This is a genomic window from Methylomonas aurea (assembly GCF_024505045.1).
GTDB lineage: Bacteria > Pseudomonadota > Gammaproteobacteria > Methylococcales > Methylomonadaceae > Methylomonas > Methylomonas aurea.
Genome location: NZ_JANIBM010000014.1, coordinates 41,874 through 57,458, shown reverse-complemented (window position 1 = coordinate 57,458; position 15,585 = coordinate 41,874). Strand labels below are relative to the sequence as shown.

At 56.0% G+C, this 15,585-nt stretch carries 15 protein-coding genes; 7 read left to right on the top strand and 8 right to left on the bottom strand.

From position 1 onward, the window contains the following. Positions 1 to 951 (bottom strand): glutathione synthase, encoded by a 951-nt coding sequence (gshB, locus tag NP603_RS12825; RefSeq protein WP_256611278.1) that lies wholly within the window; start codon positions 949 to 951, stop codon positions 1 to 3. Between the two features lie 138 nt (positions 952 to 1,089). Here gshB and rpmB point away from each other — a divergent pair, with 138 nt between their 5' ends. Together rpmB and rpmG are read left to right on the top strand one after the other, a co-directional pair. After that, positions 1,090 to 1,326: a 50S ribosomal protein L28 gene (gene rpmB / locus NP603_RS12820; protein WP_140912129.1), complete on the top strand. Its 237-nt coding sequence runs from the start codon at positions 1,090 to 1,092 to the stop codon at positions 1,324 to 1,326. A gap of 11 nt (positions 1,327 to 1,337) precedes the next feature. Next, entirely contained in the window at positions 1,338 to 1,493 is a 156-nt protein-coding gene (gene rpmG / locus NP603_RS12815) for a 50S ribosomal protein L33 (RefSeq protein WP_054762382.1), read from the top strand. 37 nt (positions 1,494 to 1,530) lie between these two features. Here rpmG and NP603_RS22030 read toward each other — a convergent pair whose 3' ends face one another. After that, a complete protein-coding gene (locus NP603_RS22030; RefSeq protein WP_256611277.1) occupies positions 1,531 to 2,874 on the bottom strand; it encodes a cyclic nucleotide-binding domain-containing protein in 1,344 nt (447 codons plus the stop codon). A 149-nt stretch (positions 2,875 to 3,023) separates the two neighbouring features. On the opposite strand from NP603_RS22030, the gene NP603_RS12805 reads away from it, so the two are divergent. Continuing rightward, a complete protein-coding gene (locus NP603_RS12805; protein WP_256611276.1) occupies positions 3,024 to 4,364 on the top strand; it encodes a DegQ family serine endoprotease in 1,341 nt (446 codons plus the stop codon). A 3-nt stretch (positions 4,365 to 4,367) separates the two neighbouring features. Here NP603_RS12805 and rep read toward each other — a convergent pair whose 3' ends face one another. From rep to speA, 4 genes are all read right to left on the bottom strand, one after another. After that, entirely contained in the window at positions 4,368 to 6,377 is a 2,010-nt protein-coding gene (gene rep / locus NP603_RS12800) for a DNA helicase Rep (protein ID WP_256611275.1), read from the bottom strand. A 156-nt stretch (positions 6,378 to 6,533) separates the two neighbouring features. After that, a complete protein-coding gene (locus NP603_RS12795) occupies positions 6,534 to 7,853 on the bottom strand; it encodes a UDP-glucose dehydrogenase family protein (protein ID WP_256611274.1) in 1,320 nt (439 codons plus the stop codon). A gap of 28 nt (positions 7,854 to 7,881) precedes the next feature. After that, the gene (locus NP603_RS12790) at positions 7,882 to 8,736 is read right to left on the bottom strand and encodes an NAD(P)-dependent oxidoreductase (protein ID WP_256611273.1); all 855 of its coding nucleotides are present in this window, start codon (positions 8,734 to 8,736) and stop codon (positions 7,882 to 7,884) included. 33 nt (positions 8,737 to 8,769) lie between these two features. Continuing rightward, positions 8,770 to 10,593: a biosynthetic arginine decarboxylase gene (gene speA / locus NP603_RS12785; RefSeq protein WP_256611272.1), complete on the bottom strand. Its 1,824-nt coding sequence runs from the start codon at positions 10,591 to 10,593 to the stop codon at positions 8,770 to 8,772. An 82-nt stretch (positions 10,594 to 10,675) separates the two neighbouring features. Between speA and speE the strand changes: the two genes are divergently transcribed. The 4 genes from speE to NP603_RS12765 all read left to right on the top strand — a co-directional run bounded on the left by speE (position 10,676) and on the right by NP603_RS12765 (position 14,077). Then, positions 10,676 to 11,521 carry a polyamine aminopropyltransferase gene (gene speE, locus NP603_RS12780; RefSeq protein ID WP_256611271.1) on the top strand — a complete coding sequence of 282 codons (846 nt, stop codon included), beginning with the start codon at positions 10,676 to 10,678 and terminating at the stop codon, positions 11,519 to 11,521. Positions 11,522 to 11,799: 278 nt separating this feature from the next. After that, a complete protein-coding gene (locus tag NP603_RS12775) occupies positions 11,800 to 12,711 on the top strand; it encodes a GGDEF domain-containing protein (protein ID WP_256611270.1) in 912 nt (303 codons plus the stop codon). A 229-nt stretch (positions 12,712 to 12,940) separates the two neighbouring features. Beyond that, on the top strand, positions 12,941 to 13,348 hold the full coding sequence (locus NP603_RS12770) for an exosortase system-associated protein, TIGR04073 family (RefSeq protein ID WP_256611269.1): 408 nt from the start codon (positions 12,941 to 12,943) through the stop codon (positions 13,346 to 13,348). A 33-nt stretch (positions 13,349 to 13,381) separates the two neighbouring features. Beyond that, complete coding sequence (locus NP603_RS12765) at positions 13,382 to 14,077, top strand: OmpA family protein (protein WP_256611268.1); 696 nt, start codon at positions 13,382 to 13,384, stop codon at positions 14,075 to 14,077. Between the two features lie 258 nt (positions 14,078 to 14,335). On the opposite strand, the gene NP603_RS12760 is transcribed toward NP603_RS12765, so the two are convergent. Both NP603_RS12760 and NP603_RS12755 read right to left on the bottom strand, forming a co-directional pair. Further along, positions 14,336 to 14,611: a late competence development ComFB family protein gene (locus tag NP603_RS12760; protein ID WP_256611267.1), complete on the bottom strand. Its 276-nt coding sequence runs from the start codon at positions 14,609 to 14,611 to the stop codon at positions 14,336 to 14,338. A 109-nt stretch (positions 14,612 to 14,720) separates the two neighbouring features. Then, positions 14,721 to 15,563 carry a VPLPA-CTERM sorting domain-containing protein gene (locus NP603_RS12755; RefSeq protein ID WP_256611266.1) on the bottom strand — a complete coding sequence of 281 codons (843 nt, stop codon included), beginning with the start codon at positions 15,561 to 15,563 and terminating at the stop codon, positions 14,721 to 14,723. Positions 15,564 to 15,585 lie beyond the last annotated feature (22 nt).

The following is a 15,585-nucleotide window of genomic DNA, read 5'->3' as shown; positions in this document are numbered from 1 at the left end:
TCAGCCTTGCACCTGGACGGCAATATGGTCCATCAATTGCGCGCTGATATTGATGCCGAATTGTTTGTCCAATTCCTGGACGCAGGTTGGGCTGGTGACATTGACTTCGGTCAGATAATCGCCGATCACGTCCAAGCCGACGAACACCAGGCCTTTTTCCCGCAAGGTCGGTCCGACCTGTTCGGCGATCCAGCGGTCGCGCGCGCTCAATTCGCGGCCCTCGCCGCGCCCACCCGCGGCCAGATTGCCGCGGCTTTCGCCGCTGGCCGGAATCCGCGCCAAACAATAAGGTACCGGTTCGCCGTTAACCATCAGAATTCGCTTATCGCCGTCCCTGACCGCCGGCAAATAACGTTGCGCCATGATGTAACTGCTGCCGTGGCGGGTCATCGTTTCCAGAATCACGCTCAGGTTAGGGTCGCCCTCGCGCACATGGAAAATCGAGGCGCCGCCCATGCCATCCAGCGGCTTCAAAATGATCTCGCCTTGTTCGGCCAGAAAATTGCGGATTTTTTGCGGGTCCCGCGCCACCAGAGTATCGGTGCAGCATTGCGGAAACCAGGCAGTGAACATTTTTTCGTTGGCATCGCGTAGCGACTGCGGTTTGTTGACCACGTACACACCTTGGCGCTCGGCTTGTTCCAGCATATAAGTGGCGTAGATGTATTCCTGGTTGAACGGCGGGTCCTTGCGCATCATGATCACATCCAGCTCGGACAGCTCGATCTGCCGCTCGGCGCCGAAAGCATGCCATTGCCGCTCGTCACGCTTGACTTCGAGCAGGCGGCTGCGGGCATAGGCATGGCCGTTGTGCATGAACAGGTCGGACAGTTCCATGTAGTGCAGTTCCCAACCGCGGGCCTGAGCCTCCAGCAACATGGCAAAACTGGTGTCTTTCTTGATATTGATCTGGCCGATGGGGTCCATGACCATGCCGAGTTTGATTGCCATAAAGTCCTGTAGTAAGCGAAACGAGTGGAATTGCGGCGGATTTTATCAAATTTATTTTCCGGGCTGTGGTTTACCCGGAAAAGTTTTTTTGATATAAAGCGCGGCTATTTTGAATCAAAAGCTCGCATTGAGGTAGTCATGTCCAGAGTATGCCAAGTAACAGGTAAACGCCCCCTGAGCGGGCACAACGTTTCACACGCGATGAACAAAACCAAGCGCCGTTTTGAGCCGAATCTGCACCATCACAGATTCTGGGTTGAAAGCGAAAACCGCTGGGTACGCTTGAGAGTATCTTCGAAAGGCATGCGGATCATCGACAAAAACGGCATCGATGCGGTTCTGGCCGACATCCGCAGCCGCGGCGAACAAGTTTAAGGAGACAGACAATGCGCGACAAAATCAAATTGGTTTCGACTGAAGGCACCGGCCATTTCTACACCACGACCAAAAACAAGAAAACCATGCCGGAAAAGATGGAGATCAAAAAATACGATCCTGTCGTCCGTAAGCACGTGATGTACAAAGAAGCCAAAATCAAATAAATCCGCTTCTAGCCCTCCGGGCGGCCGGGATACCCGGTCAGCCCCGGTTGTCGGCTTTCTTCAGTTCCGCCAATTCGGCCTTCAGGCTTTCCGCGTATTTGGCGAGCGACATATACTTCATTTCCAAAGCCTTTTTCTCGGCTTCCAAAATATTGTACTTGGTCTTCAGTTGCTGCAAGTAACGGCGCAGCTTCAGCATGTCGTCTTGTAACGACGACGCCTCGGCGAACACCTGGCTGGTAGCGGCGGACATGCCGGCTTCGCTGGATACTTCGCGAAAATTACTGGTTTCGACGCCATCGTCGATCGGGAAGGAAGACGGCGCTTTCAAATGGGCGGGATCGATCGCATCAATACCGCCGGTCAAAATCAGCGCATTGAATTTGTGCCGCATCAGGATGAAAGCCGCCGCCTCGCTCATCCTGCCGTTCTGGCAAACCACCACGATCGGATGCTGCCTATTCAAGGTTTTCAAATGCATCCTCAGCGAAAAAAACGGGATGTTGATACTCAGCGGCAAATGCGACGGCTTGTATTGGTCCGGCTCGCGAACATCGATCAGATCGGCACCCTTGGCCACCAAGTCCTGCGCTTCCTTATAATCGATGTATTTCAGCGTCGGCTGTTTGATCAGCGTCAGAAACAGCTCTTTGGACAAGCGCAACAGGCTGACATCGGTCAACGCGGTCACCGACACGTTGCGCGGTTCGCCGGAAATCAGCGCATCCTCGCCGAAGGTATCCTGGTCGCCGAGTTGGGCCAGCCTGATCTCTTTTGCATTCGGCGCCGGTCGGCGGCTGACTTGGCACCGGCCTTTCTTGATGATGTAGAAATAGTCGCCGGGGTCGTCCTGCCTGACGATCACTTCCCCGGTATCGACGCGCAACTCCTGCATGCCGATCAAAATTTTCTGCAGATTGGCCGGAGGCAACGCCCGAAACACCGGCGACTTCAATAAAGTCGTCATCCAGTCGTCGTTGTCCTCCACCTCGTCTACCACCATAAAACTCTCGTTTTCCTCGAAATTACCGTCTTGCGCCGATTTGACCACATCGCTATTCAAACGTAAAAACCGAATTCTACTATTAGCGACTGCGTTCACCTTTCGCGGAATCTGGTGCGCCAACGCAAACCGCGCCGAAGGGCTGTCGGCACTAATGGTTTCGATTTTCAGCGCCTCGGTCTGCAAAGTTACGCTGCCGTCGAGCAAATAGACCAACTCGTTGCGCTCGTCGCCGCGTTGAAATAAAAATTTACCTTCTTCTGCGGATTCGATATTGATTTGCGCGCATATCGCCTCAAATTTACTGAACGGCAGCGTGGAGAGCGGAATTAACTGCCGGATAATCCGGCCCTCGGCGGAATGGATGTCGACAGCCACGAGTCAGGTGCGGATTGAAGTGAATGGAATCCAACGACAGAACATGGCCTATGATAGCCGATTATTAATTAAACTCTTGGAAACAAATTTAGGCTCCGGCTTGTCAACGCCGGCAATCCAACGTCCCACAACCCGAGATTTAGACGACCATGAACAAACTGATTCTGCTATTTTTGCTTGGCTTGAGTAGTTGGCAAACCAACGCCGCATTGCCGTTGCAAGTGGACGGCACCAACCTGCCGTCGCTGGCGCCGATGCTCGAGCAAAGCATGCCGGCCGTCGTCAACATTTCCACATCGACCAATGTGCGGATGCAGGAAAACCCGTTGATGAACGACCCCATCTTCCGCCGCTTCTTCAATATCCCCAACAACCCGCGGCAGCAACAGCGCAATAGCTTGGGCTCCGGCGTGATCATCGACAAAGACCAAGGCTACGTGTTGACCAACAACCACGTAATCGACAAAGCCGACAAGATTACCGTCACGCTGGCCGACGGCCGCCAACTGACCGCTAAATTGCTCGGCACCGACCCGGAAGCCGACGTCGCAGTGATCCAAATCCCGGCCGACAACCTAACCGCGCTGAGGGTCGCCGATTCCAACCAATTAAAAGTCGGCGACTTCGTAGTTGCGATCGGCAACCCGTTCGGTTTGGGCCAGACCGTCACCTCCGGCATCGTCAGCGCCCTGGGCCGCTCCGGCCTCGGCATCGAAGGCTACGAAGACTTCATCCAGACCGACGCCTCAATCAACCCAGGCAACTCCGGCGGCGCGCTGGTCAATTTACGCGGCGAGTTCATCGGCATGAACACCGCGATCCTGGCGCCCAGCGGCGGTAACGTCGGCATCGGCTTCGCAATTCCGTCCAACATGGCGATGCGTTTGATGGAGTCTTTGGTGCAGCACGGCGAGGTACGCCGCGGCCTGCTCGGCGTCACCACCCAGGATCTGACGCCGGATTTAGTCAAGGCCTTTTCCTTGAAAAGCCAGCACGGCGCAGTGGTGAGCCGGGTCGAAGCCGGATCGCCGGCCGAAAAAGCCGGCCTGGAACCGGGCGACATCATCGTTGCGATCAACGGCCAGGATGTGAAAGGCGGCAGCGCCCAAATCCGCAATGCGATCGGCCTGCTGCAAGTCGGCGATACCGCCGAGCTGGAAATCATGCGCGGTGAGGAGCGCAAAACCGTGCAAGCCACGATCGGCAAGCCGAAACGGCCGCAACTGGAAGGCGCCAAACTGCATCCTGTGTTGAGCGGCGCCACGCTCGGCGTCACGCCTAAAGATCAAGTCGAAGGCATCTTGATCGAGAAAGTGGAACAAAACTCCAAAGCCTGGAAGACCGGCCTGCGTCCCGGCGACGTCATCGTCACTGCCAACCGTTACCGAGTCAGAAACCTGGACGAAATGAAACAGGTGGTCAATCCGAACGCGCCGTTGCTGGTCAACCTGCAACGCGGCGGCGAAGCGTTCTTCGTGGTGTTGCAATAAGCTTCAGACCAACATCGACTTCAGCGCGGCCAGGCTGGCCTTGCCGCGCTGCTTGATCTCCTCCGGGGCCAATTGCTTTTTGTTGGCCCACTCCAAATCCTCCTCGGGCAATTCACTCAAAAACCGGCTGGGTTCGCATTCCGCCAGTTCGCCGTAGCGCTTGCGGTGGGTGCAATAACTGAAGGTCAGGGTTTGTTGGGCGCGGGTGATGCCGACGTAAGCCAGGCGCCGCTCTTCCTCGATATTGCCGGTTTCGATACTGTTCTGATGCGGCAGCAGGTTTTCTTCCATGCCGATCAGAAACACGTGCGGAAACTCCAAACCCTTGGCCGCATGCAAGGTCATCAGGCTGACCTGGTCGCCGGCCTGCTCCTCCTGGTTGCGGTCCAGGATATCCAGCAGCATCACCTTGGCGATCACATCCGCCAACGACTGTTCTCGGCCTTCCTCTTTGGTGGCGATGCGCCGCAGCCACTCGATCAATTCGTAGACGTTTTTCAGCTTGCGCTCGGCCGAGGCCGGGGTTTTGCTGTTCTCGTCCAGCCACTGTGGATAATGGATTTCGTCGATCATCTTTTCGATCTCGGCAAAGGTATCGCCGCGCTCGATCTTTAGCGCCTTGTCCCGCAGCCAATCGCAGAACCGGGTCAGACGCTGCACCGACTTTTCCGACAGCCGCTGCTGCAAGCCCAGTTCGGAGCAGGCCCGGAACAGGCTGATATGCCGCTCGTTGGCGTAGGCGCCCAATTTTTCCAGCGTAGTTGGTCCGATTTCCCGCCGCGGCGTGTTGATCACCCGCAAGAACGCCGCATCGTCGTCGCGGTTGACCAGCAGACGTAGATAAGCCAACACGTCTTTGATTTCCGTGAAGGAAAAAAACGACGCGCTGCCGCTGATGAAATAGGGGACATTGTTTTCGCGCAGCTCCTTCTCGAACAGTCGCGACTGGTGGTTGCCGCGGTACAAAATGGCATAGTCGCCGTAGCTGCCGCCGGTCTTGAACCGGTGGTGAACGATCTCGGCGGTGATCTGCTTGGCCTCGGCCAGATCGTTCTTATGGCTCAACACCCGCAACGGCTCGCCGTAGCCGAGTTCGCTCCACAATTTTTTCTCGAAGGTATGCGGATTGTTGGCGATCAACTGGTTGGCCACCTTCAAAATCCGCCCGGCCGAGCGGTAGTTCTGCTCCAGTTTGATCACCTGCAATCGGCTGTAATCCTTTTGCAACTGGCTCAGATTCTCGGGCTGGGCGCCACGCCAGGCATAAATCGACTGGTCGTCGTCGCCGACCACGGTAAACCGGCCCAGGGAGCCGGCCAGCGCCCGCACCAACTGGTACTGGGTGATATTGGTATCCTGGTATTCGTCGACCAGCAAATAGCGAATCCGATGCTGCCACTTTTCCAGAACTTCCGGATACCGTTGAAACAATTCCACCGGCAGCCCGATCAGGTCGTCGAAATCCACCGCGTTATAAGCCTTCAAACTGCGGTTGAACTGATGATACAAGCGCGCCGCCGCGGCGGTTTCGGCGTCGTCGGCCCGGCTCAAGGCCTGCTCCGGACTGACGAACGCGTTTTTCCACTGCCCAATCTTATGGTTGTAACTCTCGACGGCGCCGATGTCGCAGCCGTCGGCGCCATGACCGATCAGCTGTTTCAGCAAACTCAGTTTGTCCTGCTCGTCGAACAAAGTGATCGCGGCCTTGTAACCCAGCGCCTTGTGTTCCTTACGCAGAATTTCCAAACCCAGGGAATGAAACGTCGACACCCGTAGCCCGCGGCTTTGCTTGTCGTCGATCAGGCGGCCGACCCGGCTTTTCATCTCCCGCGCCGCCTTGTTGGTAAAGGTAACAGCGGCGATATGCCGCGCCGCGGTGCCTTGTTGCACCAGATAAGCGATCTTTTCGGTAATTACCCGGGTCTTGCCGCTACCGGCACCGGCCAATACCAGCAAGGGGCGGTCCACGGTTTTGACGGCGGCGAGTTGTTGCGGATTGAGCTTGGGAGCCATTTACGACCGATGAGCGGACACGTGAAACTTCTGCCGCCTTCTGTTAAGGATGCGGGTGTATACCACGGTTATAGCCGCATAGCTTTTCGCAACGAAACTGCATCGCCCGTCACGAGAATCGGCAGATCCAAAACGACCAGCGCGCTACGGAATGTGTCAACGCCCAATCGCGTAATACTGCAACCCAAACTGTCTAACCAACTTAGGCTCGTACATATTCCGCCCGTCGAAAATCACCTTATCCTTCAACAAACGGCTCAAATCGTCGAAGTCGGGGCTGCGGAACTGCTTCCATTCGGTGACGATGACCAGCGCATCGGCGTCGTTTAAGGTTTCATTCTGTTTCGCGCAATAAACCAAACCAGCCTTGTCGCCGTAGATACGCTGCGCTTCGTGCAGGGCTTCCGGGTCGTAGGCCCGGACCACGGCGCCGGCATCGATCAGCGCCTCCAGCAGTACCCGGCTCGGCGCTTCGCGCATGTCATCGGTGTTGGGTTTGAAGGCCAGGCCCCACAACGCAAAGCTTTTGCCTTTAACTCCGTCGGGGTAATGCGCGCAGATTTTCTCGAATAAGCGGTGCTTTTGCCGGTCGTTGACGTTCTCGACCGCGCTGAGCAGCTCGGCGTGGTAGCCATTGTCGCGGGCGGTGCGCTCCAGGGCTTTGACGTCTTTCGGAAAGCAGGAACCGCCGTAGCCGCACCCCGGGTAGATGAAGCTGTACCCGATCCGGCTGTCGGAACCTATGCCGTGCCGCACCTGTTCGATGTCGGCACCCAGCCGCTCGGCCAGATTAGCCAGTTCGTTCATGAAACTGATCTTGGTCGCCAGCATCGCATTGGCGGCGTATTTGGTCAGTTCCGCAGAGCGGATGTCCATGGTAATGACCCGTTCACGGCTGCGGTTGAACGGCGCGTATAGCGCTTTCAGCAACTCGGCGGTACGCGGGTTGTCGGTGCCGATGATGATGCGGTCGGGCTTCATGAAGTCGTCCAGTGCCGAACCTTCCTTCAAAAACTCCGGATTGGACACGACATCGAATTCCAAACTCTGCCCGCGTTGCGCCAGCGCTTCAGCTACGGTCTGTTTGACTTTATCGGCGGTGCCGACCGGGACCGTGGACTTGTCGACGACGATTTTGTAATCGTTCATGTGCTCGGCAATGCTCTTCGCTACCGCCAGCACGTATTTCAAATCGGCCGAGCCATCCTCGTCCGGCGGCGTACCAACCGCGATGAATTGGAACAAACCGAAATCGACAGCCTGCTTGACGTCGGTGGTAAAACTTAGCCGGCCGGCGGCGACGTTATCTTTGACCATTTCGTCCAAACCCGGCTCGTAGATCGGGATCACACCTTGTTTGAGCTGGTCGATCTTGCGCTGGTCGACATCCATACAGAGCACTTGATTGCCCACCTCGGCCAAGCAGGCTCCCGTGACCAAACCGACGTATCCACTGCCAAATACCGTAATTTTCATCGTTACACCTTGTAAACTAATTGAAAGATCATTGCTGCTTTAACCGATACAACGCCGAGATGTCCTCGTCGCCGAAACCTTGCACCATCAGCTTGGCATAGTCCGCCAAAGTCGCAACCGTTAGCGGACAAGCTACCCCGACCTGCTCCGCCATGCGTTTGGCGATGAGCAAATCCTTGTGGTGCAGCGCCAGCTTGAAACCCGGCGCATACTGGTTGTTGGTCATGGTCTTGCCGCGATGCTGCAAAAACCAGTTGCCGGCCGCTCCGCCGGCTATCACATCGACCACCTGTGCCAGCGGCAGCCCCTGAGCGGCGGCAAATGCCAACGCTTCGGTCACGGCCTGATTGATGCCGGCGCACATGATTTGGTTGACCGCCTTGCAGGCCTGGCCGGCGCCAACGCCGCCCATGTGTTCGATGCGCGCCGTCATCGCCGCCAAAATCGGCCGCACCTGTTCCAATACGGCGGCGTCTCCGCCGACCATCATCGCCAACGTACCGTTTCTGGCGCCTTCTACGCCGCCGGAAACCGGCGCATCGAGAAAATCCGCTTGCTTTTCGGCCAGCCTTTCAGCCGCTGTCTTGGCCGTTTCGCCGCTGACTGTCGACATATCGACAACGACAGCGCCCGGCTTGATGCCGTCAGACATAGCAGCAACCACATCGAGCACGTCTTGGTCGGCCGACACACAAATCATTATCAGCTCGACGTCGCTAGCAAGCTGTTCGATGCTACGGCAAGCGTCCACTTGCAATTCCGCGGCCAAAGCTTCCGCCTTTTCCGTACTCCGGTTATAAACGGCTGACAAGTAACCGGCCTTGGCCAGATTGCGGGCCATGCCTTGACCCATTGCCCCTAAGCCGATAAATCCCGTTTTCATTGTCTGCACCCGCCCTGTGTAACCCTAACGAAACTATTTTTCCAAGTAGGTATAAGCATTCAACCCGGCCGACAACTCCTGTTCGAAGCTGACTTTCTGTTCTGCCGTCAACGCTGCGCCGTCCAACTTGCGCCGGTAGGCCGCTTTCAACGCCTCGGTATCGATATGCACGTAATCCAGCAACTCACTGACATCTTCGCCTTCCATGAAATCGCTGAAGCGGTAACCGCCGGCCTCTAGCTCGATATTCACCGAATGGGTATCGCCGAACAGGTTGTGCATATCGCCCAGGATTTCCTGATAGGCGCCGACCATGAAAAAACCGATCAGATAATCATCGCCATCGTCGATAGTGTGTAGCGGCAAGGTATTGCTGATATTGTGCCGATCGACATACTGGTCGATGCGGCCGTCCGAATCGCAGGTCAAATCCTGCAATACCGCTCGCCGTTCCGGTTGCTCTTGCAAGCGGTGAATCGGCATGATCGGAAAAATCTGATCGATACCCCAAATATCCGGCATAGACTGAAATAGCGAGAAATTGCAAAACACCTTGTCGGCCAGTTTTTCGTCGAGCTCCTGCAAAATCTCGCGATGATGATGGTTATCCAAGTTCAATTGCATCTGTATCCGCCGGCACAAGCCGACGTAGCGCTGTTCCGCCACGGCCAACTGCGCCAGATCGATGTCGCCCTGCACGAAACGGGCTCGGGCTTCGGCCATGTCGAATTGGGCATTGTGGTACGCCTCGCTGACGTTGTTGAAATGCGTGCTAGCTAAACCGGCTCCCTGCAAGCGCTCGACTTCGGTGACATTGGTAATCAGCACGGCATGGTGCGCGGTAATGGCCCGCCCCGATTCGGTGATGATGTTCGGTTGCGGCAAATCGTGCTGCCGACTGACATCGGCAAAAGCGCGGACAATGTTATCGGCGTATTCGGACATGCTGTAGTTGATCGAACATTCCCGCCGCGAACCACTGCCGTCGTAGTCCACGCCCAGCCCGCCGCCGGCATCGACCGTGTTAATCTCGGCGCCGAGTCGGCGCAATTGCAGGTAAAACTGGCCGGCTTCTTTCAACGCCAATTTAATGTCGTGAATGTTGGCGATCTGCGAGCCCATGTGAAAATGCATCAGTTGCAAGCAATCCAGCATCTGCACCTGCCGCAAACGCTCGACCAACTGCAACACTTCGCTGGCATGCAGACCGAACTTGGATTTTTCGCCGCCGCTGTTTTGCCATTTGCCGGCACTGATCGTCGACAGCCGCACCCGCAGGCCTATCAACGGTTTGACCTGCAGTTTGGCCGCTTCTTCCAGGATCAACTCCAGCTCGGACGGCTTTTCGATGACGATGAACACAGACAAGCCCATCAGCTGGCCCATCAACGCCATCCGGATATAAAGCCTGTCCTTATAACCGTTACAGACAATGGTGCCATTGGTTTTGGCCAAACCCAAAATCGCCAGCAATTCCGGTTTACTGCCGGCTTCCAGACCGATATTGTCGGCAGACAGGATGGCCTCCACCACGTTGCCCTGCTGATTGACCTTGATCGGGTATACCGGCGTGTAATGACCAACGTAGCCGTGCGTAGTCCTGGCTTGATCAAAGGCGCGCTGCAGGCGACGGATGCGGTCGGGCAGAATATCGGTGAAGCGTACCAGCACCGGCAGATTCAACCCTTTACCGCGCAAGGCCTCAGCCACTTCGAACAGATCGATTTCCATCGGATTGTCGCTACGCGGTTTGACGCAGACGTGGCCCTGCTGGTTAATCGAAAAATAACCGTCACCCCATTGTTGAATCGCATAGAGCTGTCTTGCCTGTTCAATCGACCATGCTTGTGCCGGCACTCAGGTTCCCCCGTACTGTCATAAAGATGCACGGATTCTAAAGTATAATGCCGCGACTTTTATGACTTTTTGAGGACAACTCATGCTCGACGCCACCTGGTTCAGCGAAGCGCAAGAGCCATCAGGCTCCGCCTTTTCATTAAAAATCAAACGCAAATTGCACGAAGAGCAGTCGGAGTTTCAATTTCTGGAAATCTACGAGACCGAACAATTCGGCAATTTGATGGTGATCGACGGCTGCACCATGGTTTCAACCCGGGACAACTTCTTTTACCACGAAATGATGAGCCACCCGGTGCTGTTTACCCACCCCGCCCCCAAAAACGTGCTGATCATCGGCGGCGGCGACTGCGGCACACTCCGCGAAGTGCTGAAACATCCGAGCGTCGAAAAAGCGGTGCAGATCGACATCGACGAGCGCGTCACCCGCCTGTCCGAAATTTATTTTCCGGAATTGTGCGAGTCCAACAACGATCCGCGCGCCGAGCTGAAATTCATCGACGGCATCAAATGGGTCAAGGATGCAGCACCGAACAGCGTGGACATCATCATCGTCGACAGTACCGATCCGGTCGGGCCGGCGGCGGGCTTGTTCTGTGCCGACTTTTACAAAGACTGCTTCAGAGCCTTGACCGAAAACGGCATCGTCGTTCAGCAAAGCGAATCGGCTCTGCTGCACATGCACATCCTGCGGGAAATGCGCGACGAGATGCGGGCCGGCGGTTTTAACCATTACCAGACCGTATTCTTTCCGCAATGCATCTACCCGTCCGGCTGGTGGAGCGCGACGATGGCCGGCAAGAACGCGTTCAACGCATTCCGCGAACAGGATGCGACGAATAAGGGTTTCGACACCGTTTACTACAACAGCGATATCCATAAAGCCAGTCTGGCGATGCCGGAGTTTTTCAAAAAGGCTTTCGCATAAAGCTAGCCTGTTGCCGCAATTCGAAAACGCGGCAACAGGCATTTTGGAGTCCGAATGCCGGCAACTTGCGAGCGAGCGGCCTATCTGCGACACTGGTAAGCGGATAAGCAGATAACGAAATCAACCATGCACAACCGCTGTTGGCCGGCCCCCGAATCTCTCCGCCACCGATCGGGCCAGGCATGGAATCTTCTAATACCTGATCAACCACGCGCCGAGCGCGTTAGCCGCGCTGCGCCGCTGCCTGGGCGTGTGCCGCCACCTTGCGGAATCGCGCAATGACTACGCCACCCGATTCCACCCTCAACGCATTTTCGAACACGCTGACCGGCAACGCCACCCAAACCGGCCTCGACAGCGCCGATTTGCAGCCATATTTGGTGGTATTGTCCGGCAGAGACCAAGGCAAGCAATTTCCTCTGACCGCCAGCCAGCATATTCTGGGCCGAGAACTCAGTGCGGACATTCCCATCGCCGACCCGAAAATCTCCCGCCGTCACTGCCTGCTTTCCATCAACGGCAGACATGTCCATTTGGAAGACCTTAACTCCACCAACGGCACGTACGTCAACGACCGGCGCATTTCCCGGCATCCGTTGCAATTGCTGGACCGGATCCGCATCGGCGATACTTACCTGAAAATCGATTACAAGCTACCCAGCGAAGCGGTGTCGGAGCAGGCGCTGTACGAGGCTGCCAATATCGATTCGATGACCAAGGTTTTGAACCGCAACGCCTTTATTTCCAGAGCCCAACAGGAATTTTCCTATTGCAAACGCAACCGTAGCCGGTTGACCGTAATGATGTGCGACGCGGACCACTTCAAACTGACCAACGATAACTACGGCCATCTGGCCGGCGACCAGGTACTGCGGGATTTAGCCAAAATCTTGCAGGCCGAAATGCGCCACGAAGACTTGCTGGCGCGATACGGTGGCGAAGAATTCATCATGCTGCTGCGGGAAATTTCGGCCGAAGCCGCCGTCGCGCTGGCCGAACGCATCCGGATGACTGTGCTGAAGCACACCTTCCGCTACCAGAATTTAACCATTCCGTCGACGCTGTCGATCGGCCTCTGTACCCGCCGAGTCGATGTGCCGATGACATTGGACGACATCATCCGCACTGCCGACGACGCCTTGTACCGGGCCAAGAAAAACGGCCGCAACCGGGTGGAAATAGGCGGCTAATCCGCGACCGCCGTTTAAATCGCGCGTTTTCAGAACGCCGCCCCGTCCGCCTCAACCCTGCTCAACGCCGAAAAACAGCGAGCCTTAACCTAGCCACACCATCGGCGTTAAGGTTTGCAATTGCCTCCAACATGGGTTAGTGTCTGGCTTCCAGTGTTTTTGGCATTTTACTGCTATGCTTAAATTTGCTAAGCGGAATCATCATTGCAACACCATGGGAGATACTACAATGAAAAATAACAAATTCCTTACCACCTGCCTTCTGACCGGCATATTGCTGGCGCCGGCGGCCAATGCCGACGGTCACCAAAGTTACTTGTCCGGTTTTACCGACAAAGTCAGCCAAGGCTTTTTCAACATGGCCGGCGGCATCCTCGAGTTGCCCAAAAACATCGTCAACATCAGCAGCGACCAAAACATCCTGCTGGGCATGAGTTGGGGTTTACTGCGCGGCGTGGCCCATACGGTTGACCGTACGTTGATCGGCGCGGTGGAATTTATCAGCGCCCCTATCCCTAGCGACGAGTTTATTTCCCCGGCTTACCCTTGGGAGCGCTTTAGCGAGGATACCCGCTATTTCGGCCTGCATTTGCCCGGCTACTGGACCCATTACGGTCCGCTAGACGACGGCGAATAAGCTAAGCGCTACGAGTTTAAGGAGAATACAACCATGAAAAAACAATACATATATCTGCCTGCCGCGGCCATCGCGTTAACGCTCAGCGCTTGCAGCACGCCTAAGCAAGACACTTCCGCTCTGAAAGCCGAAATCGACGCGGCAATGGCCGGCCATTACGGCCAATCCATGTTGCACGAGGAATTAGCGGAAGAAAATCTGGAAACCGCTAACGAGATTCTGGAACACTGGGAAAAAGGCTATTACTGGAACATCGACGAGAAACAAGCCGCGTTGGAAGCCGCTCACGCCGCCGCCCAGCATCGCTTGGAATCCGAAAAGGAAATGTGTGCTTGGCTGACCGAAGTACATTCCCAAAATCACCATCACGTGGAAACCATTCATGAAACCGTGGCCTACTTCAAAACCGGTAGCCACGTGCCGTTTAAAACCAAGGAAGACACGATCAGCCATATCGGCCACTTTCTACACGACCATCCCGATGCCACAGCGACTGTCACCGCATCCACCGACACCGTGGGCAAACCGGCCGCTAACCAAGCGTTATCGGAAAGAAGAGCCAAAACCGTTAGCGATTTGTTGGTTAATAACGGCGCCAGAGCGTCGCAATTGATCGTCAAAGCTATCGGCGAAGCGGGCGGACCCGATAACACGGCGGACCAAAAGCACCGCGTTGCCGTGGTTATTTCCGCGCATCCAGACTATATCGACTGCCCGAAATTGAAATAATCCACAAACCCCGCCCCGTCGGTTCCAATCCGGCGGGGCCGGCCATTCTCACAGCTCGTCAGCCTGCTTTTTCTGCTTCTCCGCGCCGTCGAACACCTGCTTTTCCGCCTGTTCGGCTTGATCCAACGGCTCAACCGGCGCATCGTAAACCGGCTTATTTTTTTATGCGGCATCAACCGTAGTTGCATCCCGCTGCGTACCGTCGCACGCCACAACGCAAGCCCCGAAGCCAAACACCGTCAACCAATGCCTCAAGGCTCATTGCTCCCGGTCCTGGCGCGGCCGGCGTAACACCAACCCCATCGCCTGCTCGATCGCCTTGTCAACCGCTGCAACCATTTCCAGATACTGCGCCTCGCTGACGTTAATCCCTTTATCGATGGTATTTCGTACATAGCACGGCGGCAATCGGTTCAAGGCCAGACAGGCGACATCCTCCTGAAATGCCTGGCTGAAAGACTGGTCGGCCTGCTCGGCAAGTTTCCACAATCGGTCGATGACCAGCCGCTCGTAGTAGTTATTGATGTTCAACATAATGGCCTCATTTTCGGATGATCGAAAGCCGGATAAGCATAGCCGAGATCAGCCGCCGCAGGAGCCCTGCGAAGCGCCATTTGAGACGGCGCCCCGCGGGGCTGTGGCGTTAAACGGCTAATGATTGCCGCTTACGACCAAGGCCCAACAAGCCAACCAGAGCGGTACCCAACAGCGATGCGCTAGCCGGCAAGGGTACAGCCGTCAACTGAAAATGCAAAGGCGGATTCACCAGTGTAGTTGTCACCGAGCCGTAACCGTTACTCAACACGACACTGCCGCCACCCGGTAATTGGGCCTGACCACTTGAAGTATCGGCCGCCCAAACAGCAACTGCCGCTGAAAAGCTCACGACGTCGCCGTTATTGACGATAACCCCCACCGAGAGCACGCCCTGCTTACTGTCGGAGGTTAGCGGCGATTGCCAGTAATTGCCCAAACTCAGCGACTGTGCAGAGTGAGACTGGTGGCTTTGTGCGCCGCCCGCCGAGACGTTGCTCAAATCGAAACTGACGCTGGCATTAGCCGTGTTAGCGTTGTAGCAGGAATAATACTCATAACAGTTGATGCCGGTGATTTCGCCGCTAAGCGAATAGTTTGCCGACAACATCAAAAAACCGCTGCCGGATATCGTGAAATTGGCGCTGCGTTGCGCTCCAGCGGCACCATTACCTTGGCCGCTGCCGCCCACCCCGGCGCCGAACACGTTACCAGAAGTCGAGGTATCGCTGCTCCAACGCAACCAGTCGCTGGTGTTCGAGTTGGAATTGCCGCCCAGTCCGCTTAACGTGTAAGTCGGCGCGACGTCGCCCAAACCGACGGTCTTGATCGTTAACGAACTCCAGTCGATCAACGCCGTGGCCTGCGTCGGCGAACTCCAGGCCGCTCCGGCATTCGCTGCCAGCGCCAAACCGCCGATAATCGCTAAAGAAGTTTTGGTTATGGTTCTCATAAATGACTAATCCTGTTCCATG